Source organism: Actinacidiphila glaucinigra (assembly GCF_035918135.1).
Lineage (GTDB): Bacteria > Actinomycetota > Actinomycetes > Streptomycetales > Streptomycetaceae > Actinacidiphila > Actinacidiphila glaucinigra.
The window spans coordinates 8,384,349-8,408,876 of sequence record NZ_CP109144.1 but is presented as its reverse complement, the minus strand read 5'-3'; the positions used below and the strand labels follow the sequence as shown (position 1 = coordinate 8,408,876).

The 24,528-nt window shown below is 74.0% G+C and carries 23 protein-coding genes; 8 read left to right on the top strand and 15 right to left on the bottom strand.

All coding sequences use genetic code 11. The features are described from left to right. The first annotated feature begins 60 nt into the window (after positions 1–60). Complete coding sequence (locus OIE69_RS38180) at positions 61–2,508, top strand: SpoIIE family protein phosphatase (RefSeq protein WP_326579557.1); 2,448 nt, start codon at positions 61–63, stop codon at positions 2,506–2,508. A gap of 8 nt (positions 2,509–2,516) precedes the next feature. On the opposite strand, the gene OIE69_RS38175 is transcribed toward OIE69_RS38180, so the two are convergent. Then, positions 2,517–3,332, bottom strand: a complete 816-nt coding sequence (locus OIE69_RS38175) for a hypothetical protein (protein ID WP_326579556.1) — start codon at positions 3,330–3,332, stop codon at positions 2,517–2,519. A 366-nt stretch (positions 3,333–3,698) separates the two neighbouring features. After that, entirely contained in the window at positions 3,699–4,004 is a 306-nt protein-coding gene (locus OIE69_RS38170) for a hypothetical protein (protein ID WP_326579555.1), read from the bottom strand. 809 nt (positions 4,005–4,813) lie between these two features. On the opposite strand from OIE69_RS38170, the gene OIE69_RS38165 reads away from it, so the two are divergent. The 3 genes from OIE69_RS38165 to OIE69_RS38155 all read left to right on the top strand — a co-directional run bounded on the left by OIE69_RS38165 (position 4,814) and on the right by OIE69_RS38155 (position 6,800). Next, a complete protein-coding gene (locus OIE69_RS38165; RefSeq protein WP_326579554.1) occupies positions 4,814–5,719 on the top strand; it encodes a TIGR03619 family F420-dependent LLM class oxidoreductase in 906 nt (301 codons plus the stop codon). A gap of 115 nt (positions 5,720–5,834) precedes the next feature. Next, positions 5,835–6,053 carry a hypothetical protein gene (locus OIE69_RS38160; RefSeq protein ID WP_326579553.1) on the top strand — a complete coding sequence of 73 codons (219 nt, stop codon included), beginning with the start codon at positions 5,835–5,837 and terminating at the stop codon, positions 6,051–6,053. 168 nt (positions 6,054–6,221) lie between these two features. After that, the gene (locus OIE69_RS38155) at positions 6,222–6,800 is read left to right on the top strand and encodes a TetR/AcrR family transcriptional regulator (protein ID WP_326579552.1); all 579 of its coding nucleotides are present in this window, start codon (positions 6,222–6,224) and stop codon (positions 6,798–6,800) included. Here the strand turns inward: OIE69_RS38155 and OIE69_RS38150 are convergent. Further along, positions 6,733–7,728 (bottom strand): LysR family transcriptional regulator, encoded by a 996-nt coding sequence (locus OIE69_RS38150; protein WP_326579551.1) that lies wholly within the window; start codon positions 7,726–7,728, stop codon positions 6,733–6,735. The two genes, OIE69_RS38155 and OIE69_RS38150, sit on opposite strands and share 68 nt — an antisense overlap. Before the next feature lie 144 nt (positions 7,729–7,872). On the opposite strand from OIE69_RS38150, the gene OIE69_RS38145 reads away from it, so the two are divergent. Both OIE69_RS38145 and OIE69_RS38140 read left to right on the top strand, forming a co-directional pair. After that, positions 7,873–9,105: an MFS transporter gene (locus tag OIE69_RS38145; protein WP_326579550.1), complete on the top strand. Its 1,233-nt coding sequence runs from the start codon at positions 7,873–7,875 to the stop codon at positions 9,103–9,105. A 77-nt stretch (positions 9,106–9,182) separates the two neighbouring features. Continuing rightward, on the top strand, positions 9,183–10,157 hold the full coding sequence (locus OIE69_RS38140; protein WP_326579549.1) for a TAXI family TRAP transporter solute-binding subunit: 975 nt from the start codon (positions 9,183–9,185) through the stop codon (positions 10,155–10,157). Here OIE69_RS38140 and OIE69_RS38135 read toward each other — a convergent pair. Further along, entirely contained in the window at positions 10,136–11,518 is a 1,383-nt protein-coding gene (locus OIE69_RS38135) for a HAMP domain-containing sensor histidine kinase (RefSeq protein WP_326579548.1), read from the bottom strand. The two genes, OIE69_RS38140 and OIE69_RS38135, sit on opposite strands and share 22 nt — an antisense overlap. Next, entirely contained in the window at positions 11,515–12,198 is a 684-nt protein-coding gene (locus OIE69_RS38130) for a response regulator transcription factor (protein WP_326579547.1), read from the bottom strand. Before OIE69_RS38130 ends, OIE69_RS38135 begins: the two co-directional genes overlap by 4 nt. Before the next feature lie 289 nt (positions 12,199–12,487). Between OIE69_RS38130 and OIE69_RS38125 the strand changes: the two genes are divergently transcribed. Beyond that, positions 12,488–13,699, top strand: a complete 1,212-nt coding sequence (locus tag OIE69_RS38125) for a serine hydrolase domain-containing protein (protein WP_326579546.1) — start codon at positions 12,488–12,490, stop codon at positions 13,697–13,699. A 554-nt stretch (positions 13,700–14,253) separates the two neighbouring features. Then, positions 14,254–15,213 carry a helix-turn-helix domain-containing protein gene (locus OIE69_RS38120; protein WP_326579545.1) on the top strand — a complete coding sequence of 320 codons (960 nt, stop codon included), beginning with the start codon at positions 14,254–14,256 and terminating at the stop codon, positions 15,211–15,213. Here the strand turns inward: OIE69_RS38120 and OIE69_RS38115 are convergent. From OIE69_RS38115 to OIE69_RS38070, 10 genes are all read right to left on the bottom strand, one after another. Beyond that, positions 15,168–16,259 (bottom strand): PP2C family protein-serine/threonine phosphatase, encoded by a 1,092-nt coding sequence (locus OIE69_RS38115; RefSeq protein ID WP_326579544.1) that lies wholly within the window; start codon positions 16,257–16,259, stop codon positions 15,168–15,170. The genes OIE69_RS38120 and OIE69_RS38115 overlap by 46 nt on opposite strands. 304 nt (positions 16,260–16,563) lie before the next feature. Further along, positions 16,564–17,928 (bottom strand): MFS transporter, encoded by a 1,365-nt coding sequence (locus OIE69_RS38110; RefSeq protein WP_326581533.1) that lies wholly within the window; start codon positions 17,926–17,928, stop codon positions 16,564–16,566. 300 nt (positions 17,929–18,228) lie between these two features. Then, complete coding sequence (locus tag OIE69_RS38105; RefSeq protein WP_326579543.1) at positions 18,229–19,467, bottom strand: hypothetical protein; 1,239 nt, start codon at positions 19,465–19,467, stop codon at positions 18,229–18,231. Then, on the bottom strand, positions 19,464–20,705 hold the full coding sequence (locus OIE69_RS38100; RefSeq protein WP_392567619.1) for a glycosyltransferase: 1,242 nt from the start codon (positions 20,703–20,705) through the stop codon (positions 19,464–19,466). The genes OIE69_RS38105 and OIE69_RS38100 overlap by 4 nt, the downstream gene beginning before the upstream one ends. A gap of 131 nt (positions 20,706–20,836) precedes the next feature. Continuing rightward, positions 20,837–21,352, bottom strand: a complete 516-nt coding sequence (locus tag OIE69_RS38095; protein ID WP_326579542.1) for a cellulase — start codon at positions 21,350–21,352, stop codon at positions 20,837–20,839. Positions 21,353–21,363: 11 nt separating this feature from the next. After that, positions 21,364–21,873 (bottom strand): SigE family RNA polymerase sigma factor, encoded by a 510-nt coding sequence (locus tag OIE69_RS38090; protein ID WP_326579540.1) that lies wholly within the window; start codon positions 21,871–21,873, stop codon positions 21,364–21,366. 90 nt (positions 21,874–21,963) lie between these two features. Continuing rightward, positions 21,964–23,241, bottom strand: coding sequence for an erythromycin esterase family protein (locus OIE69_RS38085; RefSeq protein WP_326579538.1), 1,278 nt, complete (start codon positions 23,239–23,241; stop codon positions 21,964–21,966). A gap of 18 nt (positions 23,242–23,259) precedes the next feature. Continuing rightward, on the bottom strand, positions 23,260–23,448 hold the full coding sequence (locus OIE69_RS38080) for a hypothetical protein (protein WP_326579536.1): 189 nt from the start codon (positions 23,446–23,448) through the stop codon (positions 23,260–23,262). 81 nt (positions 23,449–23,529) lie between these two features. Continuing rightward, on the bottom strand, positions 23,530–23,967 hold the full coding sequence (locus tag OIE69_RS38075) for a hypothetical protein (protein WP_326579534.1): 438 nt from the start codon (positions 23,965–23,967) through the stop codon (positions 23,530–23,532). Positions 23,968–24,042: 75 nt separating this feature from the next. Beyond that, on the bottom strand, positions 24,043–24,426 hold the full coding sequence (locus OIE69_RS38070) for a hypothetical protein (protein WP_326579532.1): 384 nt from the start codon (positions 24,424–24,426) through the stop codon (positions 24,043–24,045). Positions 24,427–24,528: the final 102 nt, after the last annotated feature.

Genomic DNA, 24,528 nt, shown 5'->3' with positions numbered 1-24,528 from the left:
CGGCGCCCGGGCGATCCCCCCGGGCTTTGGGGATCGTCACCTTGCGTGACAGGACTGAGTATGGGCAAACCCTCACAGACCCCTTCCGGACACCGCTTCCCGGGGGCGTCCCGCGACGAGGACGTCGCCGGCTTTGTCCTGGACGGCGACGGCGTCGTCTCCGCGTGGAGTGCCGCGGCCGAGCGGCTCCTCGGCTTCCGCCCCGCGGACGTCATCGGGCGGCCCCCGGCCGCGCTGTGGCCGCAGGCGTTCGCCGGCCCCTCGGGCGACGACCGCGCACGAGGAGCCGATCCGGGACACCACCGTGCCGTCCTGACCCGCCGTGACGGCGGCCTCGCGGACGTCGTCCTCCACACGTCGCGGCTGCTCGAGCCGGGCGGGCACGAGGGCGTCGGCACCATGGTCGTCGCGGTCCCGGCGCCCCCGCCGGCCGCCGCGGAGGGCCAGGCGATCCTGGAGGCCCTCTTCACCCAGGCGCCCATCGGCATCGCCGTGTACGACCGGGACCTGCGCTTCGTGCGGATCAACGCGGCGCTGGAGCGCATCCACGGGTTCCCCGAGGAGAAGGCCCTCGGCCGGTCCGTCGCCGAGGTCCTCCCGGGCCTGGACGCCATGGCGATCGAGCGCCGCCTCAAAGGGGTCCTGGACAGCGGCCGGCCGGTCGTCAACGCCGTCCACCAGGGGCGCACCGCGGCCGATCCGGACCGGGAGCACGTCTGGCACGTCTCCTCGGTCGTCCTGACCGCGCCGGACGGCGACGTCCTCGGCGTCACCGATCTGATCATCGACATCACCGACCGCCACCGGACGCGGGAACGCCTGGCGCTCCTGGACGAGGCCGCCATGCTCATCGGCACCACGCTGGACGTGCGGCGCACGGCGGAGGAACTCGTGGACGTACTCGTGCCCCGGCTCGCCGACGTGGCGACGATCGACCTCCTCGACGACGTCGTGGAGGGCGCGGAGCCGGAGCCGATGCGCCACGGACCCGTCGCGGTGCGATCCCTCGCCCGCACCGCCGTCGACCCGGAGATCATCAGCCGGATCCGCCGGCCCGGGGAACTGCAGAACTACCCACCGGACTCGCCGCACGTGCTGAGCCTCGCCGACGGCAGGCCGCGGCTGATCCCCGTGCTCGACCCGGATGCCGACTGGCTGTGCGACACCGCCGACGAGCGGATGAAGGCGATGGTCACGTACGGGATCGACTCCCTGATCCTCGTCCCGCTGCGCGCGCGGGACGCGACCTTGGGCCTGGTCCACCTGTACCGGGGACGCACGCGGGAACCCTTCGAACCCGACGACCTCGTCCTCGCCCAGGACATCGTCGCGCGCGCCGCGGTCTGCCTGGACAACGCACGCCGCTACACCAACGAGCACATGGCCGCCCTCACCCTCCACGCGAGCATGCTGCCGCGCAGCGTCCCCGACCAGAGCGCGGTCGAGGTGGCGCAGCACTACCGGCCGTCGCGGGTGCACGCGGGGGTGAGCGGTGACTGGTTCGACGTGATCCCGCTGTCGGGAGCCCGCGTCGCCCTGGTGGTGGGCGCGGTGCCGGGGACGGGTTTCCAGGCGGCCGCGTGCATGGGGCACATCTGCTCCGCGATCCGTACCCTGGCCCAAGTAGACCTGACGCCGGACGAGTTGCTCGGCCAGATCGACGACATGGTGCCGCGGCTGCTGGAGCGCGAACACTCCACCGGGTCCGCGCCGGTGGTGGAGGGGCTGAAGGGCTCGACCTGTCTGTACGCCGTCTACGACCCCGTCTCACGGCGGTGCGTGATGGCGAGTGCCGGGCATCCGCCGCCCGCCGTCGTCGGCCGGGCCGGCGACGTGGTGATCCCCGACGTGCCGATCAACAGCCCGCTCGGTCAGGGGGACCCGGTGTTCGAGCCCCTGGAGCTGGAACTCGCAGAGGGCAGCACCCTGGTGTTCTCCAGCCACAGCCTCCAGCGCCCCACGGACACCTGCGAGACCCTCGCCGCCCGGCTCAGTTCCGTCGTCGCCGACCGGGGCCGCCCGATCGAGGAGGCCTGCCGCGCCATCTCGGACCTGGTCGCCGCCCATCTCACGATGGAGGACGGACTGGCCCTGCTCCTCGCCCGGCCGCGCCCCCTCGACCCGGGGAAGCTGGCCACGTGGACCGTGCCGCCGCTCCCGGCGGCCGTCGGGGACATGCGCTCACTGGTGCTGCGGCAGCTCGACCAGTGGGGACTGGAACACCTGTCCTTCTCCACCGCACTCATCGTCAGCGAGCTGATCACCAACGCCATCCGCCACGGGCACGGCCCGATCCGGCTGCGGCTGATCCTGGACCGTACGCTCATCTGCGAGGTCAGCGACTCGGCGAGCACGTCGCCGCACATCCGCCGGGCGGCCACCACCGACGAGGGCGGACGCGGGCTGTTCCTGGTGGCGCAGTGCTCGCGCCGCTGGGGCACCCGGTACGCCCTGGCCGGCAAGACCATCTGGGCGGAGCAGACCCTGGAACCCGACCGGGCCGCCTGACGCGGCGGTCAGCGGGCTCCGGCGCGCGAGGGCGGCAGCAGTTCGGTGGCGAACCTCAGGAACTGCGACAGCGGCGCGCCCGCGGCGACCAGGGAGGCCGGGCGCAGGGGGAGCCCGTCCGGCCCCTCCTCGCAGCAGGCCGAGTAGGCCTCGCGCACGACGTGCGCCGCTCTGTCGACCCGCTCCGCCAGGTGCTCGTCCCCGCCCTCGGGTGCCTTCCTCAACCAGCCGTACAGGGCGTCGCGTTCCCGTTCCAGCAGCGCCGCGAGGTGCGTCGTCGTGCCTTCCGCGAGCAGCCGCCGGGCGGAACCGAAGGCCGTCCCCGCCGCCGCGGCCCACGCGAAGGGGGCGTCCGCGCTCCGCAGCGGGGTACCGCCGGCCGAACTCGTCAGCCCGTCCGGTACGAACAGCTCACGCAGCCGGTAGCCGTCGACTCCCTCGGCGCCCTGGGTACGGCGTACGACGAACACCATCCGGCCGCGCTCGACCAGGGCGGGCAGCGCCACCCACCGGGCGTCACGGGCGGTCCGCGCGAGCCGCCACTCCCCCGAGAGCACGTGGCCCCCGTCGGCCGGCCGGGCCCAGGGCACCGTCCGCGGGTCGTCGTCGGCGGGTTCGGCCCCGGGCAGCGGCGCGGCCCAGTGGTAGCGGCTCACGAAGTCGGCCCACGCCGCGCCCGGCCGGGCGTGACCCAGTGCCTCGCAGGCAGTGAAGACCTCGTCCAGGGGCGTACCGGGCGCTGGGAGGTGCGCCGGCGCGGCGGGTTCCCGGGGGGCCGTTCCCCTGCCGGCGTCGGCGAGCGCGAGGTGTCCCTGGGAGTGCATGGGGGGAGTCCTTCCGAATGACGTTCCCGGGAGCCGCGTGGAGACGCCGCCATCCTGGGGGCGGCGCACGCACCGGTCCGCGGTCGCCGGGGTCCTGAGGCGAGGACGGCCTCTCCCGGGCCGAGCGGCAGACGCCGCCCTCGGGCCGGGTGCGGGCGGAACGCCCGGTGCGGTCCAGGTCCTCTCCTGGGTGCTCTCCACTGTGCACGGTCACCGTCCCCGGTGGCAGTGCCCTGGCGGTCCTGGGAGCGGGAGGACCAGTCACCAGGGCGTCAGGCGTGAGCACGGCCCGGGCACGGCCGGACAAGGCCCCGGCGCGCCCCGGGCACGGCGGCCCGCACTGCCGCGCGGTCCGGGCGCGATCCTTCAGGAGGGGGTTCCGCCCCGCCTGCCCTGCGCGCGTCCCGCTTCCGCGGCGGGCACGCGTGTGGACGGGTCGGCGGGGTTCCTGCCGATGGCCGCGCGGGAGGCGTCGTCGGGCTCGATCACGGTGACCTCGCTGCCGCCGGCCCGCAACTCGTCGACGGCCGCCCGCAGAGGCTTCTCGCAGGGGAACAGTTCCCGCTGCCCCAGGGGCGCGACGACCAGGACGCGCGAAGCGCCGGCCGCCAGATCGGCGCTGGTGTTGGAGCGGACGGCGCCGTCGACGTACCGGTGGCCCCCGATCGTCACGGGCGGCCACAGACCCGGCAACGGGGCGACGAACCAGGCTCACGCCGGAGGCGTTGTCGAAGACCCGCGTCGCGCCGCTCCCGGTGTCGACGGCGACGAGCTTCAACGTCATGTCGGTCGGCCAGTCGTGGACGGGGAGCCGTGAAGCGATCACGGCGCGGCGCGCGGCCTCGGGCACCGTGTCGGCCGCCAGCGCGAACCTGCCCAGGGCGCGCCGCACCTCCGGGAACGAATCCGCGCCTTCCAGCGCGGCCTCGAGGTTCCGGCCGAACGTCTCGAGGTCGACGTCCCCCATGATCTCGGCCGCCTGCATCCGGGGGTCGGTCTGCCGGGCGTACAGCTCGGGCAGGCCGAGTCCGCCGCCCAGTTGCGCGGCCACGGTCGCGCCCGCCGAGGTGCCGATGACCGTGCCGGCCTTCGACACGTCGCCGCCCGCCTCGGCGAGTCCGGTGAGCAGACCGGTCGTCCACGCGATTCCGGCGATGCCTCCGCCGCCCAGGACCAGGGCTTCCGTCATGTCCCGCACTCCCTGTCGATGCCGTGCACCGCCCTTCCGCCGGCGGCCCGAACCCCCACTGCACCCGCGCGGACCACGGCGCCGGAAGGCCCCCTTCCTCCTGGGACCGGCAGGGCCACGGGCCGGGCGCCGGAGAGGCGGTGGGTGGTCCCGGCCGCTCCCAGGATCGACAGGGCCTTCACCCCGGGCGTGGGAGCCAGCAGGGTGGGTGGGACCTACGACCTCATCGCGGCCGTCCGACGTGGGCAACCGCGGTGTCCGGCCTGCCTTCCGAGGCGAACGAAGGGTTTCCATGAAGATCGGGTTTGCGCTTCCGTACCTGCACCACGTGGCCCACCAGGTCGACCGGACGGCGGAGTTCGCCCGGGAGGCCGAGAAGGCCGGTGCGGCGAGCCTGTGGGCGGGAGACCGGCACTTCGCCGCCGTCGACCCCACGATCGGGGCGACGGGACCCGGCACCACGATCCCGGTGGAGTACCGGACCGCGGCGGACCCCTTCGTCCTGCTCGGCGTGGCGGCCGCCGCCACCGAGCGGGTGCGGCTGGGCACCAACGTCCTCATCGCGCCGATCTACGCGCCCGCGCACCTGGCCCGCAGCCTGACCACGATCGACCGGATCAGCGGCGGCCGGCTCATCCCCGGCTTCGGCGTGGGCTGGTCGCCGGAGGAGTTCACCGCGGCGAACGCGGACTTCACCAAGCGCGGCGCCCGGACGGACGAGATGCTCGACGCGCTCGAACTGCTCTGGACCCAGGACCCGGTGGAGTACCACGGACACCACCTGGAGCTTCCGCTGCAGCACTCGCCGCTGAAGCCCGTCCAGAAGCCCCGGCCGCCCTTCTACTTCGGAGCGCCGAGCGGGGCCCCCGCGGCGCTCCGGCGCATCGGGGAACGTGCGGACGGCTGGCTGCCCGCGTGCCTCGTCCCCGACTACGTGGACGCCGAGACGGTGCTGGCACAGCGCGCCCTCATCAACGAGTTCGCCAGTGCGGCGGGACGGGACCCCTCGCTGCTGGACACCGTGATGCGGGTCAACGTCGTGGAGGGGACCCCGTCGGGCCGGGTCGCCGACGCCATCAAGTCGCTCTCCGCCGAGACGGGCATCGAGCACTTCATGGTGGAGTCGATGTCCCTGCCCCACGTCGACGCCGTGCTGGACCTGGTCACGGAGCTGCTGATGCTCGTCGGGCGCGGCTGACCACCCGCCCGTCACGCTGCGCGATTCACCCGTTCGGCGGCGCTTTGGTCGCCGTCGCGGGGCGATCGGCGTCCCATGAGCGTGACCGCATCCGCGTTCGAGTGGGAGGTCGCCGATGTACGACATGCGTGCCGAACCCATGGCGTCGGAAACCGGGTCCGCCCGGTTGTGGCATGTTCTGCGGCTCGACGGAAGCGCCCTCTGCGGCCGCGCGCTCGCCGCGCGGCCCCTCGCGGCTTCCGACGACGACTGCCGCGACGAGTACTGCACCCCCTGCATGACGGCGGTGGCCGCGGCCGCGTCCCGCCGCGGCGGGCTCCGCCCCATGACCTGAATCCGCCCTCCGGCCGGCAGGGTTGGACCTGCCAGCTTCCCCATGAGGGTTTAATTGCGTACGCACGCACTTACCGATCCAGCGAAACGGACCCCCCGGTCCGATACCATGGGCCACGGCAATCACGGGGCTGCGCCCCGCCCCGACCCCAGACAGGCCGTCCGTCCCATGAGCCCTTCGCACTCCCCCGGCCCGGACCGGCCGACGACCGCGTCACCGCGACGGGCGGACGCCCGCCGCAACCACGACCGCGTGGTCGCGGCCGCGGTGGACGTCTTCCGCGAGCACGGCACCCTGGCCACCGTCCCCCAGATCGCGGCGCGGGCCCAGGTCGGCAAGGCGACGGTCTACCGCAGCTTCCCCACCAAGGAGGACCTGCTGGAGACGGTCACCCGGCTGAGCCTGGCGGAGCTGGAGCGGCGCACCGCGGCGGCCCGGGCCCGGCCCGGCCCGGACGATGCCTTCCGGTGCCACGTCCTCGCGCTCTTCGACGTCCTGGCCCGCGACCGCCTGCTCGCCGAACGGCTGGCGGACGCGGCCTCCCCGGCCGCCGTGTCGGTCCTGGAGTCGCTGACCGACGCCATGGAGACCGCACGGGCGGCGGGGGCGCTGCGCGAGGACACCACCGCGCTGGATCTGCGCGTGCTCCTCTGCGGCACGGCCCTCCAGTTGGTGCGGCTCAAGGAACCCGATCCGTCGGTCTGGCACCGCTACGCGGAGATGGTGCTGCGGGCCTTCGGCCGCTGACCGCAGCGGAAGGGTTCTCCTCGGCGTCCGGCGTACGCAGGCTGCCGCGGACCTGCTCCAGGAAGCGACGCGCGGCCGGCCCGGCCGCATGCCCCTTGGGCGAGACGAGGTCGACGCGGCGCAGCAGCGTGATCCCGGCCAGGGGGACGAGCCGGAGCGCCTCGGCGGGGCGCGGGCTCGACGGGAAGTCGAGGCCCTCCGGAACCAGCGCGACGCCCACTCCGGCGGCGACCAGGTCGAGGACCAGGGGCCATTCGTCGGCCTCGCACACGGTGCGGCGCACGAGCCCGGCGTCCTGGAAGGCCTGGTCGACCTGGACGCGGATCGCCCAGTCGGACGGGGTGTCCACGAAGCGCTCGCCGGCGAGCCGGTCGAGGGTGACCTCCCGCTCGGCCGCGAGCGGATGGCCGGGCGCGCACGCCATCACGATCGGTTCCGCGACCAGGCGCACGACGTCGAGACCCGTGCTGTGCGCGGGGACCACCGGCACCAGGGCGCAGTCGAGTTCGCCGTCCGCGACCATCTCCAGCATCCGCACCGCGGGCAACTGCCGGACGGTGACGTCGACGCCGGGGTGCTCAAGCGCGAACCGCGCGACCCACGAGCTGAACGGCAGGGTGTGGCCGATCGTGTGCATCGCGCCGATGCGCAGCCGCCCCGTCAGGACGCCGTTCACGTCGCGTACGGCCTGCCGGGCGGCCTCCGCGGCGTCGAGGGCCTGCCGGGCCGCGGGGACCAGGGCCTCGCCCGCGGGCGTCAGCCGCACCGGGCGCGTACCCCGGACGAAGAGCAGCGCCCCGACGTCCTTCTCCAGTGCGCGCACCGAGGAGGACAGGCCCGACTGGACGATCAGCTCCCGGGCGGCGGCCCGCGTGAAGCTGCGCTCCTCGGCGAGGGCGAGGAAGTGGCGCAGGTGACGGAGTTCCACGGGCCCATCATCTCACGCAGAGATGGAATCCATCTCCAGCACATCCCCCAGAGCTGACGTGGTCTCGCGCCCGACGGGTGTTGTGGACCTACGCGGCAGGCGTGCACCGCCCGCCGCTCCTGGATCGAGCACAGAGAGAAGAACATGACCGCGTCCATCACCACGTCCGCGCTCGCGAGCACGCACCGAAGCCGGCACGCCGGCGGCTTCTGGTTCGTCGCCGCGGCGTTCCTGTCCCTCATGGCCTTCGGTACCGTGCCCACCCCGCTCTGGCCGCTCTACCAGGCGCGGGACCACTTCGGGCCGACGGCGGTCACCGTGGCCTTCGCGGTCATGGTCCTCGGTGCGGCACTCGGCTTCGGCCTGCTGGGCCATCTCTCCGACCGCCTCGGCCGCCGCCGGATCATCGTCCCGGCGCTGCTCGTCGGCATCGTCGCGGCCGCCGTCCTCGCCGCGTGGCCGGACCTCCCCGGACTCATCGTCGGCCGGATCATCACGGGGGTCTCGGTGGGCCTGATGGCGTCCACGGCCAGCGCGTACCTCAGCGACCTGTACGAGGTGGCCCGTCCCGAGCGCGCCGGGTCGCACGTGCCCTCGCTCGTGGCGAGCGTCGCCAACCTGGGCGGACTGGCCCTCGGTCCGCTGATCTCCGGGGCACTCGCCCAGTGGGCCCCCGCTCCCCTGACCACCAGTTACCTCGTGTTCGCGGGCGTCCTCGCGGTGCTGCTCGTGCTGTTGCTCGCCACTCCCGAAACCGTCGACACCGCGCTCGGGGCCGGCGAGCGGCCCACCCGCTTCGCGCTGCGCCCGGGTCACGGAAGGGTGTTCGCCGCGGCGGCGGGCCTGGGCTTCTTCGCCTTCGCCCTGATGGGCCTGTTCTCCTCGCTGGGCGCCGTCATGGTCCGCGGCCGGCTCGGCATCACCTCGACGTTCGTCGTGGGGCTGGCGCCGTTCACCGCGTTCGCGGCCTCCGCGGCGGCCCAGCTCGCGCTGGGCGCACTCGCGCAGCGGCGGCAACTCGTCATCGGCACCGCGGCGTTCCCCGTCGGCATGGTCCTCACGGCCCTGGCGATCCACCGCCCGGCGCTCGGCTTCTTCCTCTTCGCCGTGGCCGTCGCCGGCGCGGGCGCGGGCCTGGTGTTCAGGGCCGCGGTCGCCCAGACCGCCGCCGCGGCCGCGCCGGCCTCACGCGCCGGTGTGCTCGCGGTCTTCTTCGTCATCGCCTATCTCGGCATGGGCCTGCCGTCCGTGGCGTTCAGCCTGGTGATCCGGCACGCCGCGCTGGTGCCCACCATGATCGGCTTCGCGGCCGTCCTGTCGGCCGGCACGGTCCTCGCCGTCGTCACCTCCCTGCGTGGAGCGGCGGCCACCCGCTGACCGCGAGCGCCCGGCCCCGGACCCCGGGTGGCCGTCCGGGGCCTGACACCGCCGCGGGAAGTGGCTAGCCTGCGCGGGTGATCCGCGCCGCCACGCCCACCGCGACCCGCCGCGGCCTGCTCGCCGCGGGCGGCGGGGCGGTCGCGGCGCTGGTGGCCGGGTGCGGCGGCGAGCCGGGGCCGGCGACACGGCTCAGATTCGCGACGGGGGCGGTGGGCGGGCCGTACAACGCCTTCGGGCGGGCCCTCGCGCAGGCCGCGGGGGCGGACGGACGGCGACTGGAGGTCGTACCGCTGGCGACCGCGGCGAGCGTGGACAACCTGCGCAGGCTGGACGCCGGTTCGGCGGAGCTCGCGCTGACGATGGCGGACGCCGCCGAGGACGCCGTGCTGGGGCGTGAGCTGTTCCCGCGGCGGGTCGAGGTGACCGCGCTGGCCCGGGTGTACGTCAACCACACGCACGTCGTGGTGCCGGCCCGGGGACCCGTCCGCGCGCTGGGGCAGCTCGCCGGGCGTCCTGTCGCCGCGGGCGCCTCCGGGTCGGGCGCGCAGATCGTCGCGGAGCGGCTGCTGCGGGCGGCCGGGCTGACCGGCTCCCGGGCGGTGCGGGCGCGGCGGATGGAAGCGGCGGAGTCCGCCGTGGCGCTGCGCGACGGGGAGGTCGACGCGCTGATCTGGTCCGGAGGGGTGCCGACACCACTGCTGGCCGACCTCGCCCGGGAGATGCCGCTGCGTTTCCTGGCCCTGGACGGTCACGTGGCGGGACTGCGCGCCGCGTACGGTCCGGTGTACTCCGCGGTGACGATCCCGGCGGGAGCCTACGGGCTGCGCGAGCCGGTCGGCACGCTCGGGGTGAGCAACTACCTCGCGGCCAGGGCCGACGTACCGGAAGACGCGGTGCGCGAGCTGCTGGCCCTGGTGTTCGACCGCCGGCGTGTGCTGCTGGCGGAGGTGACGGCGGGCGCGCGCCTGGAACCGCGGTTCGCGATCTCCACCGGAAGTGTGCCGCTGCACCCTGGGGCGGCGGCGTACTACCGCTCGGTGTTCGGCTGAGCGGCGGGCAGGCGGAGCTCGAAGCGCAGCCCGTGCGGCGCGGCGGCCCGCACGGTGAGACTGCCGCCGCTGCCGCGCGCGATCTCGTCGGCGATGGCGAGGCCCAGACCGCTGCCGGGCGTGTTCTGGTGCCCGGGCGCGCGCCCGAAGCGCCGCAGCAGAAGGGGAAGTTGCTCCGGCGGGACGCCCGGCCCGTCGTCGCCGACGAGCACCAGCACTTCGCCCTCGCGGCGGCCGGCGTGGACGTCGACCCGGCTCCCGGGCGGCACGAACTTGGCGGCGTTGTCGAGGAGCGCGTCAAGGACGCGGCCGACGGCGTCGGGCAGGGCCCGGGTGCGCAGTCCGTGCTGCACGTCCGCGGTGAGGCGGAGCCGCGCGGCGGTGAACACCGGTTCCCAGGCGGCGCAGCGTCCCCGTACCGCCGTGGAGACGTCCTCGTCGGCGAGGGGGGCGGCGCCCGCTTCGACGCGGGCCAGGGCCAGCAGCCCGTCGAGGAGTTCCTCCAGCCGCTCGGCCTCGTCGAGCGCACGGGCGTGCTCGGCACGACCGGGGGCGGAGGTCAGGTGCGGCTCGACGTTCTCCAGTTGCAGGACGAGGGTGGCGAGGGGGTTGCGGAGCTGGTGGGAGGCGTCGGCGACGAAGTCGCGCTGGCGGCCGATGGAGTCCGCCACGGCCTCGGCCATGGAGTTGAAGTGGCGCCGCAGCCGTCGCAGTTCGGGCGGCCCGCTGTCGGAGGCGGCACGGGCCCGGAGGCTGCCGGAGGCGATCCCCTCGACGGCGCGGTCCAGGTCGATCACGGGGCGCAGCAGCCAGCGGGCGATCCCCGCGGCGACGAGGGCCGCGGCGGTGAACGCGGCGAGCGCGCCCACGGCGATCAGCCACCAGCGCACGGTGACGTCGTGGCGGGCAGCGGCGGTGGGCACGGTCAGCAGGACGGTGCCGCTGACGCGTTCGTCGCGGCCGACCGGTTCCGCGACGACGACGCTGTGCGGCCCCCAGGGGCGCAGTGTCGGCAGCCGGTCGGTGGACCGCCCGGTCAGGGCACGGCTGCACGCCTCCGCGAGCGCGCCCGCGGGCGTGCGGTGGCCCGAGCGGGCGAGGGTGCTCCCGGCCGTGTCGGTGATCGTCACACCGGCTCCGTACAGCTGCGCGTAGCGGCGGATCTCGGCTGACAGCTCCGCGCGGTCCGCGGCGGTGCGCGCCCGATCGGCCAGGTCGGCGAAGCGGACGGCCTCGGCGCGGCGCTGCAGCAGCAGGTGCTCGGTGCGTTCGCGGGCGTACGCGTCGGCGAGGGGCAGCGACAGCAGGAGGGCGGCGGCGCCCATCAGGGCCGTGAGGACGGCCAGCAGGCGGCGCCTCACCGGCCGTCCCCGAGCCGGTAGCCGAAGCCGCGGACGGTGCGGATGAGGGCGGGCCGGCCGGTCTTGGCCCGGATGCCGGCGACGTGGACGTCGAGCGAGCGGGACGCGGCGAGGAAGGCGTCGCCCCAGATCCGGTCGAGGATCTCCTCGCGGGAGTGGGCCTCCCCGGGCCGGGCGGCGAGATGGGCCAGAACGTCGAACTCCCGCCGGGTCAGCCGCACTTCCCCGCCGGCCACGGTGACGGTGCGACCGACCGGGTCGATCTCGGTGTCGCCGACGGTGACCGGCGCACCGGGCGGCGCGGGTCGGTCGCCCCCTGCCGCCGCCGGTCCGCTGCGGCGGCGCACGGTGTCGATCCGGGCGATCAGCTCCGCCATGCGGAAGGGCTTCACCACGTAGTCGTCGGCCCCGGCGCGCAGCCCCTGGACGATGTCGCGTTCCTCGCAGCGGGCGGTGACGACGATGAGCGGGACGCCGCAGACGGTGCGCAGCCGCCGCAGCAGCTCCAGCCCGTCCAGGTCCGGGAGTCCGAGGTCGAGCAGGACGAACTCCGCCTCGTGCACGAACCGCAGGGCGTCCAGGGCCCGGCCGACGCGGCGCACGGTGTGCCCGCGCTGGGCCAGGGCCGTGCCGAGGGCGTGGGCCATCCGGTCGTCGTCCTCGACGAGAAGCGCGTGCATCCGAGGTGTCCTTGCTGCGTGACGGGGAGGTTCCGGCGCCGTCGACGGCGGGCCTCCGGAGATTCGGAAAAGATCGCGAAGCCTGTCAACCATTCCTCGCCGGACGGTGGTTTGAAGAGGTGGAGGGGGTACGTGCGTCCCCCGTCCGTTCCACTGACAGTCTGCACGGCCGCTCAACCGGCGGGGACCCGGCGCGACCCGGGTCCCCGCCGACCCCGGGCGCGCCGTCGCCCCATCAGGCGGCGCCGCCCCGCCAACGGTCATCCGTTCCCGGATCAGAAAGTCCAGCATGCGTATCAAGAACGCGGGCCTCGTGCTCGCCTGCTGCACCGCGGTGGCCGCCCTGGCCGCCTCCCCCGCCGGCGCGGCCACGTCCACCCTGCCCAGCCCCTCCGTCAGTGCGGTCCTCGACGTCCAGAAGCAGGCCATGGCGAACGGCGCCCCGGGGGCGCTGACCCGTATCGACTCGGGCAGTTCGAGCTACCGCATCGCGTCCGGGCAGGCGGACACCGTCGCCCGCACGGCGATGGACGCGGACCGGCGGTTCCGGGTCGGCAGCGTCAGCAAGAGCTTCACCACGGTGGTGCTGATGCAACTGGCCGCCGAGGGCCGGATCGACCTCGACGCCCCGGCGAACACCTACCTGCCCCAGCCGCTGCCCGACGACCGCATCACCGTGCGGCACCTGCTCTCCCACCGCAGCGGCCTGTGGGACTACACCAACGACATGTTCTACTACACCGTCCCGGGCTTCGAAGCGGTACGGAACAAGGTCTTCACCTACCAGGAACTCATCGACCTCTCCACCGCCCACCAGCCCACCAACGCACCCGGCGCGGCCTACAGCTACTCCAACACCAACTTCGTGGTCCTCGGCGCACTCATCGAGAACATCACCGGCGTGCCGATGGCCACCCACTACCAGCAGCGGATCCTCACCCCGCTGAACCTGCGGAACACCACCTACGTCCACCCGCAGACCACCATCTCCGGCTCCTACGCCCACGGCTACCTGCGCCAGGACGACACCACCCTGCCCCTGGTGGACTCCACCGAGCAGACCGTCTCCTGGGCACAGTCCGCCGGCGCCGTCATCTCCAACGCCGCCGACCTGAACCGGTTCTTCTCCGCCCTGGTCACCGGCAAGCTCGTGCCCGCCGCGCAGCTCCAGCAGATGATGACCATGGTCCCGGTCAACGCCGACGGCACCCAGTCCTACGGACTGGGCCTGCGGGCCAGGAAACTGTCCTGCGGCGTGACCGTCTACGGCCACACCGGCACCGTCCAGGGCTTCTACACCTACGCGTTCACCACCGCCGACGGCAAGCGCAGCATGACGTCCATGGCGAACACCTCCAACAACGGCACCGTCAACACCATCCTCGGCGGCACCCTGGAAGCCGCGTTCTGCGGCACCACCACCGCCAAGGCCACCACACTCAAGACCACCGAAGGCGAGACCTTCACCGAGGACATCGCCCCCCAGATCGTCCGCCGCTGACGCGGCATCACGCGCCCTGGATCCCGGCCCCGCGGCCGGGATCCAGGGGCCCGCGCACCGCGACGCGAGCCCTTCACGGCCGGGGTCGCAGTTGTACCGGAACACGCAGGCGGCCCCGGCGAAGACCGGCGCCATGAAGTACACGGGAAGCGCCCGGTGGCCTGTATTCAGCTTCCCGTGCACGGCGAGGACCACACTGCTCGCGACGGGGATCCGCAAGCACCTCAGCGCCAGAGATGATCTCGCGTTCGTGCACCGGACGCTACGGCGCGCCGCGCCGGGGTTCCATCCCTCCCCGGTGAAGGGTGGCTCAAGCGCAGTGCCGCCGCACCGCACGCCGACCGACACCCGGAGTGACGCCTCCGCGGAGTTCCGTGGTCAAGGGGAGTCCTGGGCCTGCCCCTGCGGATAATCCGCAGTCTTTCTTCTGTACGCCACAAAACTCCATGAAACGATTTACCGTGCCTGTGTCGGAGTTTCCGGCCACCCCGAGGGCCGCGAAGCAGGCTGCTCGGGGCGCCTGCTTGATTCGGCTCAACCGGCGCGGTGGCATCGTGATCAAGGCATTCCGTACGGACGTCCTCCCACCACATGAGAGGGAGGAGTACTGGACAGACGCAGTCCACCAGGCGGTCACCCGGCTGGAGATCCGGCCCCACCCGGACGGCACCGTGGGCGGCGCCCTGTGGTCGGTGGAGGTCGGATCCATCCATGTGGGCCATGTCGAGGCGGGCCCCCAGCGAATGACCCGGACCCGCGGCATCATCGCGAACGACGCCGGCAACGCGCTCATCGTGAGCCTGCAGGAAGCCGGCAGCAGTGTCGTGGCCCAGGACGCACGGGAGACGCTCCTCGCCTCGGGGGAACTGGTCCTGCTCGACTCGCGGCGGCCCTTCCTGCGGAACTTCCCGGTAGGTTTCCGCCAGAACATCGCCGCCGTCCCACTGGAGTTGCTGGACGTTCCCGACTCGTTTCTGGCCCGGGTCACCGGCCGGACATACCCTCCCACGCACTACATCGGGGGAATCCTGGCCTCGTTCGTGAGCAGGCTCGCCGCGGCGGCGGAATCCAGCGCCTGCATGTCGGACACCCATCAGTACCTGCAGCGGGGGCTGATCGACGTGCTCACCGCGCTGGTGGCGCACGAGGGACGGCTCGACGCGGATGTCACGCCGACCGCCGAGGAGACACTGCGGCTGCTCATCCGCGACTACATCAGAACCCACCTGAACCGGCCGGACCTGTCGCCGTCCATGATCGCGGCCGCACACCACATGTCGGTGCGCTATCTGCACAAGCTGTTCCAAGGCGAGGACATGACCATCGGCCGTTGGATCCAGCACCAGCGCCTGGAGGCCAGCCGAGAGGACCTCGCGCGTCCCGATCTGGCCGGGTTGACGGTCGAGGCGATCGCGCAGCGAAGGGGTTTCGCCAGCCCCGCGCACTTCAGCCGGATCTTCCGGGCCGCCTACGGCATGTCCCCGGTCACGTGGCGCCGCATGGCCGGTGGCTGACCCGCGGGTCCGGCGTCCCCCGGCCGGCCGGGACCCGCCGGGCGGGGCAGTCGCGCCTGAACGCCGTCTCCGTGGCGAGCCAGCGCGATCATCGCGAGATCGTCGGCCGGCAGGGCCCCGCAATGGGCGACGACGTCGTCGAGGATCTCCCCGAGGATGTCGTGCAGGCGCTGTTCACAGCAACGGCGCGCATCGCGCCACGTCCACGTGGCGGCACGTTCGAGGAGCGGGAACCATCCGCCGGTGGAGTCACGGGCCTCCAGCAGACCGTCGGTATACAGCAACAGCGTGTCGTCCGGGCCGAGTTCAAAGGCGCTCTCGTGGGCGCCGACGTCACACAGCGGACTCAGCCCGAGCGGCGGACAGGACGTGCCCGGCAGGAAGGCCGGCTCGCCCGAACGCGCCCGAACCGGCGGCGGGTGGCCGAAGTTGACCATGCGGGCCACGCACTCGCCGTCCGGGACCTCCAGGACCAGTAGCGTCGCGAAGCGTTCGTCCGCGTCGGAGCTCGGGTGGTCGTCCGCCTCGGCCAGGTACCGGAGGAAACTCTCCTCCAGGCGGGCGGACAACTCGGCCAGCGAGACGGGCTGCGGCGCCCACTCGCGGAAGGCGCCGAGGATGGCGATGACGTCGAGGAACGAGGGCAGCCCCCGCCCCCGTACGTCGCCGATGATCACGCGGGTCGCCGCGTCGGCCCGGGCGACCGCGTAGAGGTCCCCGCCGACCCGGGCCCGTCCCCCACAGGCACGGTAGACGGAGGCGAGGTTCAGGCCGCCGATCCGCGAGGGGAGCGGTCGCAGCAGAACCCGTTGCACGCCGTCGGAGACGGCACGGGCGCCCGCCGCCTGTCGGTGGTACCGCCGGAGCAGCCGGCCGCAGGCCACCGCCGCCGCCGGCGCCGCGACGAGTTGCAGCACACAACAGACGACCTCCACGTGCCGGTACAACGCGACAGCCGCGCAGACCACCGGAGTCCCCAGCAAGACCCCTGCGACGAGAACGAGCTGCGCCGGCGACCTTTCCTCCAACCGTTCAAGATCGGTCATGCCGCTCTCTCCCTTCCCTCGCACCCCGTGCCGCCGGGTGGGGGCGGCGGCCTCCGGGGTCGATTGCCCGACCGTAGGTGCGGCACCGTCGCGGATCTTGCGCGAGGGCGCATGGGATCTTGACCGATGGCGCAGCTCCGGACCGGTCGCGGGACAACTGCCGGCGGGCGAGGAGAGGGGCGCGCGCACATGACGCGTCCCCGATCGGTGCCGGTGCGTGGCGGCTCGTGCGCGTGCCGGTGAGCGGCCGGGCCGGGGCGATCGGGGACGCGCGGATCACATCGCCGGAGGTGTGCGGGCTCCGTCAGGCCTGTGGCACCACGCCCTCGGCCGGGGACCGGGCGGGCCGCGGCGCGGCACGGTCGTCGGCCGCCTCCTCGGCGCGGCTGAGCGCGGCGTTCCTGGTGTCGGGCATGAGGACGTAGGTGACGAGGGAGACCAGCGCGCACCCCGAGACGTACCAGAAGAAGGCCGTCTCGTGACCCGCGCCCTTGAACCACAGGGCCACGTACTCCGCCGTGCCGCCGAACAGCGCGTTGGCGATCGCGTACGGCAGCGCGACGCCCAGCGCCCTTACGCGGGTCGGGAACAGCTCGGCCTTCACGGCGGCGTTGATGGAGGTGTAGCCGGTGACGATGACGAGCGCCAGCAGCGACAGCCCGAGCGCGGGCCAGTACGAGGAGGCCGAGCCGAGTGCCGTCATGATCGGGTAGGTGCCCAGGGTGCACCCCACCGCGAAGGTGATCAGCAGTGGCCTGCGGCCGATCCGGTCGGAGAGCGCCCCCGCCAGGGGCTGGAGCAGCGCGAAGACGAACAGCGCGGTGAAGCTGACCAGGGTCGCGGTGTTCTTGGCCATGCCGGCGCTGCCGATGAGGTACTTGGTGAGGTACGTGGTGTACGTGTAGTAGGCGACGGTGCCGCCCAGGGTGAGCGCCATGACCAGCAGCGCCTGGCGCCGGTGCTGCCACAGCAGCCGGATCGAGCCCCGGGCGTCGTCCTGGGTGCCGGCCTCCTCGGCGAAGGCGTCGGTCTCCTCGAGCCTGCGCCGGATCCAGAAGACCACGACCGCGAAGACCGCGCCCAGCGCGAAGGGAATGCGCCATCCCCAGTCGTGCAACTGGTCCGTGGTCAGCACGTGCTGAAGGGTGATCAGGATCCCCAGGCCCAGCAGCTGGCCCGCCGTCATCGACACGTACTGGAAGGACGAGCCGAGACCGCGCCGGTCACGGGCCGACGCCTCGGTCAGGTAGGTCGCACTGGCCGCGTACTCGCCGCCGATGCTCATGCCCTGCAGCAGCCGGGCCAGCAGCAGGACGAGCGCCCCCGCGTAGCCGGCCTGCCCGTACGTCGGGGCGATCGCGATCAGCAGCGCGGCGACCGACATCATCGTGACGGTGAGGGTCAGCGCGCTCTTGCGGCCGTGGCGGTCGGCGGCGCGGCCCAGCACCCAGCCGCCGACGGGGCGCATCAGGAAGCCGACCGCGAAAATGCCGGCGGTGTTCATCAGCTGGGTGGTCGGGTTGTCGCCGGGGAAGAAGGAGTCGGCGAAGTAGATGGCGAAGCTGGCGTAGACGAACCAGTCGTACCACTCGACGAGATTGCCGAGCGAGCCTCCCACAAGGGCGAGGCGGCGCTTGCCGCGCTCCCCGGCGGCGGGCGGCGCGGGCATGGCGGAAGTCGGCGACATCGGCGGCTCCAAAGGGAAAGGCCCTGATGGGGGACGGGGCGAAGTGCCCAGAGCATGTGGGCCCGCGCCGCGCCCGGACAAGGTCCGGCGCCGAGATCTAACGTTCCGCTAAGAATCGGGTCACGGTCGCCGCGCCGCCCGGTCGCCCTGGGGGACGCCGTCGACACGGTCGCGTTCCGTCACCATCGCGCCGCCCGGTCGCCACGGCTGACACAGGCCGGCGACGCGCCGCTGGATATCCATGGGCGCTGTCCGCCCCTCCGGCACCGGTCGTCCCCTTGCCTAGGGAACACCGAGTTCGAAGAGCACGTAACCGGCGTACGAGCCGGAGGCCAGCGCCGCGAAGCCCAGCAGGGCGGCCCGGTCGGCCGGGCGGGCGCGGGCGAGGGCCAGCGCGGGCGGCACGAACAACGGGAAGGCGGGCAGCAGGTAGCGCGAGACGTTGCCGAAGATCTGCTGCGTGCCCAGCACGGTGACGACGGTGAGGACCGTGTAGACGACCAGGACGAGCGGCAGCCGCAGCCGCACCAGGACCGGGATCAGGGCGAGCGCGAGCACGACGACGCAGATCCCGATCACGTCCTCGATCGGGCACGCGAACAGGTAGTCGAAGTCGCCCACCGCCACGGAGGTGAAGACCTCGACGGTGTGGCGGCCCCAGTCGAAGGTGTGGGCCCAGGCGCCTTCCTGGAGCTTGAAGTAGCCTGCCGGATCGCCCATCCGGTGGCCCACCCAGGCGAGGTAGCCGAACAGGCCGAGCGGCGCGATCACGATCGCCGTCAGCGGCCGCGCCACGCCGTCCGCGCGAGGCTTCCGCAGAGCCGGCAGGGCGGACAGGACGAGGGCGCCGATCAGTGCGGTGGCGGTGGGCCGGGCCAGGCCGGCGGTGAAGGTGAGCAGGCCCGCGGTGAGCCAGCGGCGGGACATGACCGCGTGGCAGGCCCACACCGCCAGGGCGACGTACAGGGACTCCGAGTAGCCGGACCACTCGGTGCCGGAGCCGGGCCACACCGCCCACAGCCCGGCCGCGCACAGCCCGGCGCGGTGGCCGCCGAGACGCGCGGTGACGGCGTAGACGCCGAGGGCGGCGACGAAGGAGGCGAGGACGGACACCAGCATCCCCGCCCCGTACAGGCCGAGGCCGGTCACCTCGGAGACCAGGCGCATCGCGGCCGGGTAGAGCGGGAAGAAGGCGGCCGAGTTGCCCTCGAGGGTGATCGGGCCGGCCGCCCCGGGCACGGGGACCAGCGCCGGTTGGTAGCCGTGGGCGGCGACCTGCTGGTACCACCAGCCGTCCCAGGTGGCGAGGACGTCCCAGGGGCGGGCTCCGCCGCCGAAGCGCGGGTTCTTGTCGCGGAAGTCGCCGGTGTGGTGCAGCAGGTACAGGAAGACGGCGAACCCGGCGAGCTTGAGCGAGCCGTAGACGGCGAGGGCGCGCCCGAAGCGGGCGGTGCGGGAGGGCTCCTCGCGCGGGCCGGCGGCGGTGGCCGCGACCGGGGCGGCGGTGAGCGTGCTGGTCATGAGGGGGTGGGTTCCGTCCGGGGGTCGTGCCGGTCGCGGAAGACCCAGGACCGGAGGAGCAGGAAGCGAAGGAGCGTGGCGGCCAGGTTGGCGGCGACGAGCACCGCGAGTTCGGCCCGGTGGCCGGCGGCCGGTGCCGTGTGGTGCAGGACGGCCAGCGCGCCGCTGGTGAGCCCGAGGCCGACGAGGAAGGCCAGCAGCCCGCGCGCGTGGTGCCGTACGGCGCCGGAGCGGCCGCGCAGGCCGAAGGTGAGGCGCCGGTTGGCGGCGGTGTTCGCGACGGCGCAGATCAGCAGCGCCAGGGCGTTGGCGGCCTGGGGGCCGACGGGCGGCCGCAGCGCCGCGTAGAGCAGCAGGTAGCCGAGGGTGCTGACGGCGCCGACGGCTGCGAAGCGCAGCAGTTGGGAGAGGAGCCGGGCCGGGGCCTCGGTGCCCGCGGAGCCGGGGCGCAGTTCGGTGAGGGGGAGCCGGCCGGTGGCGAGCGCGCGGCCGACGCGGGCGATGCCCCGGAGGTCGGCCAGCGCGGTCGGGAGGATGTGCACCCGGCTGTCGGGGTCGTCGACCCAGTCGACGGGCACCTCGTGGATGCGCAGCCCGGCGCGTTCGGCGATGACGAGGAGTTCGGTGTCGAAGAACCAGCCGGAGTCCTGGACCAGGGGCAGCAGCCGCTCCGCGACGTCGCGGCGCACCGCCTTGAAGCCGCACTGGGCGTCGGAGAAGCGCACCGCGAGCGTCGAGCGCAGCAGCACGTTGTAGCAGCGGGAGATGATCTCCCGTTTCGGGCCGCGCACGACCCGGGCGCCGCGGGCCAGGCGGGTGCCGATGGCGATGTCGGAGTGCCCCGATATCAGCGGTGCGACCAGCGGGAGCAGGGCCGCGAGGTCGGTGGAGTGGTCGACGTCGAGGTAGGCGAGGACCGGCGCGGACGACTGCGACCAGGCGGCGCGCAGCGCCCGGCCGCGCCCCTTGTCGGGCAGCCCGATCCACGCCACCTCGGGCAGTTCCGACGCGAGGCGCTCGGCGATCCGCGGGGTGCGGTCGGTACTGGCGTTGTCGGCGACGGTGATGCGGAAGGCGTACGGGAAGGTGTCGCGCAGGTGGGCGTGGAGGCGCCGGACGGACGGCTCCAGGTCCTCCTCCTCGTTGTGCACGGGAACCACGACGTCGAGGACGGGGTCCGGGTGCCGGGCCGGGAGGGGTGCGCGCTCCATCACGGCGACCGGGTGGTCTTCTCTCATGTTCTGTCCGCATCTGTTCGCTGGTGCGGGGCATGCCGAGGGCACGCGGGACGGGCTGGACGACTGCGGCGGCGCGGAACTGGGGTCCGGGCGGCCGGGGATCGGGGCGGCCGGATCGCGGCGGCCCGGGTTCAGGGAGTGGCGCTCACGCTCGATCCGAGGCTCGCGGGCGGTGGGCTCGTGGTGGAGCCGGAGGCCCTCCCGGTCGGGGGGCCGCCGCCGTAGGCGCCCTCGCCGGTGCCGTCGTACGAGGACGAGGACGAGGACGAGGAGGTGGGCGCGTTCGTGGGGGCGTTCGAACCGGTCGCGGAGGGATCGACGCCACTCGGGCTCATGTCCGGGGAGGCCGGGCTCGTGCTCGTCGAACCGCCGGGACTCGGATAGGCCGTGCCGGTCGCCGGCGGGGTGCCTGCCGGCAGCTGCCCCGGGCCGGCGGGCCCGTTCGCGGCGAAGGCGCCCGGCAGCACCGCCAGTCCGGCGGCCAGGGCCGCCACCGCGACGGCGGAGCCGCCGGCCCGCCAGGCGGCGCGGGTGCGGCGGCGGGTCCGTACGCCGTCCCGCAGCCGTTCCCGGTGCCGGGGCTCAAGGGGGGTGTACTGCTCGGAGTCGCGCAGCATGCGCGCCAACTCGCGCTCGAAGTGGTCCATTCGCTTCTCCTTCAACCCACCGGCTCGTTGGCGTCGGACAGGATCCGGCGCAGTCGTGCCACGCCCCGGGTCGCGTGGGACCGGGCGGTGCCGAGCGGGCACCCCAGGGCCTCCGCGACCTGCGCCTCGGGCAGGTCCTGGTAGTAGCGGAGCACCACCGCGGCACGCTGGGCGGGCGGCAGCAGGCTCAGCGCGGCCTCCAGCCGCGACCGTTCCGCCACGGCCACGGAGACGTCGCCGGCGGCCGGCGGTTCCGGCACCTGCTCGACGGGGCGCTCCCCCCACCAGCGCCGCCGGGCCGAGCGGGCCGCGGCCCGGGCCAGCACCTTGCGCACATACGCCTCGGGCGCCTGGTCGGCGACGCGCGGCCAGGCGAACCACAGCTTGACCAGGGCTTCCTGCAGCAGGTCCTCGGCGCGATGGCGGTCGCCGCCGGTGAGCAGCCGGGCGAGGTGGAACAGGGCGGACCATCGGGCTGCCATGAACTCGTCGAACCCCCCATCGGTCCGGGAATCCCCCATCAGCACCGCTCCCTGGTCTCGCCGGACTCCTACGTCATGTGAAAGACGTCGGGAGGCGGCCCACTATGCAGGTCAGGGCTGTGATTCGGGTCACGCGGGCGGGGGCAGCGGCCTGGAGCAGGTCGAGGTCGCGACGTAGGCGAGGCCGTCGTAGTCCTCGGCCGGTACGACGGTGACCGGGGCGAGACTCCGCATCCGCCGGGGCACCTGGGCGCCGATGGAGCGTGCGGGACGGGGTTCGGCGAGCCGGCGCCGTACGGCGGGGCCGGCCTCCGCCGCGGCCCGCAGGTCCACGAGGTGGTCGCCGGGGTGGGCGGCGGCGAGCAGCGCCTCGAGGGACCCCGGCGGCGGGGGTCCGATCCGGTTCGCGGCGGGGGGCCGCGGGCGGGACCGGCGCCAGGGGCCGGGCCGGAGAATGCGGGCCCGGAAGCCGCCCCGGCCGAACAGCAGGGCAAGGGCGTAGTAGGCGTCCCCGTAGCGGGCGTGGAGGTGCCGTCCCAGCGGGGCGGGGCCGCCGTCGTGGCGGCCCTTGGCGATGTGCGCGTTGTGGGCCCAGACCACGACCCGGGCGGCGGGGTCGCTCAGGGCGTCGTCCACGGCGTCGGCCATGTGGCGGTCGCGGGCGGCGAAGACGGTGCGCTCCGGGTCGGCGTGCTGCCGGGGGCGGGTGACCAGGTCCGCGGCCCGGACGAGGATCCGCGCGTGGTGGAGCGGCCCGGCCGCGCCGATGGCGCGTCCTCGCACCAGGTCCACCAGCGTCTCGGCTTCGCGCACGAGGCGCTGCCGTGGGTCCGGCGCCGATCCGGGGGCGGCCGTGGCGAGCGGGCCGAGCGCCGTGTGCAGCCAGGAGACCCGGTCCGGAGCGGTTTCCCGCAGGAAGGCGTCGAGCAGCCTCAGGGAGTCGCCGCACTGCTGCGGGTCGATGCCCGCGAAGCGCACCCGGCCGTGCTCGGGCCGCGTCGCGTTGTGGACGCGCAGCCACTCGACCGCGGAGAGCACTTCGTGGGTGCGCCAGATCCAGAACCCGAGTCCGGTGAGCGCCGCCACGGGATCGCCCGCGCCCTGCCGGACGCAGGCGTCGACGGCGGGTCCGGCGGAGGCGCTCGCCTCCATGGCCAGGACCGAGAAGCCGAGTTCGGTGACGAGGAACTCCAGCAGGCGGTGCTTGAGCCGGAAGAACTCGCCCGTACCGTGGGTCGCCTCGCCCAGGCCCACGACCCGCACCCCGCGCAGCACTCGTCCGAGCGGGCGCAGATCGCCGGTGGGCGCGCCCGCGTCGAGGCCGTTCAGCGGCAGGGCGTTGCGGGCCAGCCAGGCCGTGAGTTCCGGATCGTGCGACTGCGGGTCCCCCGCGTGCCGGTCGGGCATCGTGTCGGACCGGCGGGGTCAGACCGGCAGCCCCGTGCGGGCGCGGCGTTCCAGCGTGCGCCGGCGGCGTTCGGCCGCGACGGCCCTCAGCCCCTCCTCACGGCGCTTGTTGTACCCGGGGGGTTCCACCGTGAAGAGGCAGAGGCCGCACACGTAGCCGCCCTCAGGGCCCTCGATCACGGGTTCCAGGCAACGCTCACAGTCCATCGTGCAGTCGTACCCCATCGGGACGGTGGCGGGCCAGCGGTTCCGGTGAGGTCGCGGAACCGGCGGGCGCCGCGCACGGGGTCAGATCCTGACGCTCCGCCGGCTGACGGGGACGCCGTCGCCGTCCACCCAGCCGAGAACCAGCCGGCGGAACCCGGTGTGGCTGATCATGCGGGTGGTGGTGTCCGCGGAGCCGCACTGGGCGCCGATCTCCCGGCCCTGGCCATCGTCGCCGTCGTCGGTGGCGAGGTAGATGCAGCCCGGGTCGTCGACCTCCTTGGTGACGAGGGCGTCGACCTCCCAGCCGCGCCCGACCCGGTGGACGGTGATCACGGCGTGGCCGACCCGCCCGGAGTCGTACACGGCCAGGCGTGCGCTCCGGCCGCCGTCGCGGTGCGTTGTCCAGCCGTCCGCGGCCCGGACGGAGGGCGCCGCGGACAGCAGCATCGCCGCGGACAGGACGGACACAGCGACGGGGCGGACACGCACGACGGCCTCCAGGTCGGATGCGACGGCCACCGGTCGGCGGCCGCCCCCATCCAAACCCCCGGACCCCGCCCGGGCCCCGGCGCGGCACGCCGGGCGGGCCCGTGATCACTCCGCTGGCGGGTTCCCGCCCGTACGGGCCGGCAGCACCAGCGCGGCCGCGCCGGCGACGGCGGCGGCCGTGCCCACGCCGCGGAAGCCGCGCGAGGAGCGCCAGGACAGCACCGACCAGCGCGACTGGGCGGACAGCACCGAGCCCACGCTCAGCCAGGAGCCACCCGACAGCAGCGACAGGGCGGACCCGAGGGACCCCGCGGACAGGGCGCTGCCGACCGAGCCGACGGACAGCACGGAGCCCACCGAGCCGATGGACAGCACGGAGCCCACCGAGCCGATGGAGAGCACCGAATCCTTCGACCACAGGGACAGGGTTGAGCCGCGGCAGGTGGAACCGCACGAGGAACCCGGCGGCGGCGTGCAGGGTGTCGTCATGGCCTCCATCCTGCCGAACGCGGCGGCTTTCCAAGGCACCTGAGATTACGTCAGGAGCGTGATCGCGCGTGAACCGGTACGGACCGGGAAGGCGCGCAGTGA

Excerpts from the sequence above, each read along its gene's own strand:
- OIE69_RS38095 (WP_326579542.1), bottom strand. The coding sequence starts at position 21,352 with ATGGACCACTTCGAGCGCGAGTTGGCGCGCATGCTGCGCGACTCCGAG.
- OIE69_RS38175 (WP_326579556.1), bottom strand. The coding sequence starts at position 3,332 with ATGCACTCCCAGGGACACCTCGCGCTCGCCGACGCCGGCAGGGGAACG.
- OIE69_RS38160 (WP_326579553.1), top strand. The coding sequence starts at position 5,835 with ATGTACGACATGCGTGCCGAACCCATGGCGTCGGAAACCGGGTCCGCC.
- OIE69_RS38165 (WP_326579554.1), top strand. The coding sequence starts at position 4,814 with ATGAAGATCGGGTTTGCGCTTCCGTACCTGCACCACGTGGCCCACCAG.
- OIE69_RS38070 (WP_326579532.1), bottom strand. The coding sequence starts at position 24,426 with ATGACGACACCCTGCACGCCGCCGCCGGGTTCCTCGTGCGGTTCCACC.
- OIE69_RS38105 (WP_326579543.1), bottom strand. The coding sequence starts at position 19,467 with ATGACCAGCACGCTCACCGCCGCCCCGGTCGCGGCCACCGCCGCCGGC.
- OIE69_RS38145 (WP_326579550.1), top strand. The coding sequence starts at position 7,873 with ATGACCGCGTCCATCACCACGTCCGCGCTCGCGAGCACGCACCGAAGC.
- OIE69_RS38100 (WP_392567619.1), bottom strand. The coding sequence starts at position 20,705 with ATGAGAGAAGACCACCCGGTCGCCGTGATGGAGCGCGCACCCCTCCCG.
- OIE69_RS38085 (WP_326579538.1), bottom strand. The coding sequence starts at position 23,241 with ATGCCCGACCGGCACGCGGGGGACCCGCAGTCGCACGATCCGGAACTC.
- OIE69_RS38110 (WP_326581533.1), bottom strand. The coding sequence starts at position 17,928 with ATGCCCGCGCCGCCCGCCGCCGGGGAGCGCGGCAAGCGCCGCCTCGCC.
- OIE69_RS38155 (WP_326579552.1), top strand. The coding sequence starts at position 6,222 with ATGAGCCCTTCGCACTCCCCCGGCCCGGACCGGCCGACGACCGCGTCA.
- OIE69_RS38180 (WP_326579557.1), top strand. The coding sequence starts at position 61 with ATGGGCAAACCCTCACAGACCCCTTCCGGACACCGCTTCCCGGGGGCG.
- OIE69_RS38090 (WP_326579540.1), bottom strand. The coding sequence starts at position 21,873 with ATGGGGGATTCCCGGACCGATGGGGGGTTCGACGAGTTCATGGCAGCC.
- OIE69_RS38115 (WP_326579544.1), bottom strand. The coding sequence starts at position 16,259 with ATGACCGATCTTGAACGGTTGGAGGAAAGGTCGCCGGCGCAGCTCGTT.
- OIE69_RS38130 (WP_326579547.1), bottom strand. The coding sequence starts at position 12,198 with ATGCACGCGCTTCTCGTCGAGGACGACGACCGGATGGCCCACGCCCTC.
- OIE69_RS38080 (WP_326579536.1), bottom strand. The coding sequence starts at position 23,448 with ATGGACTGTGAGCGTTGCCTGGAACCCGTGATCGAGGGCCCTGAGGGC.
- OIE69_RS38125 (WP_326579546.1), top strand. The coding sequence starts at position 12,488 with ATGCGTATCAAGAACGCGGGCCTCGTGCTCGCCTGCTGCACCGCGGTG.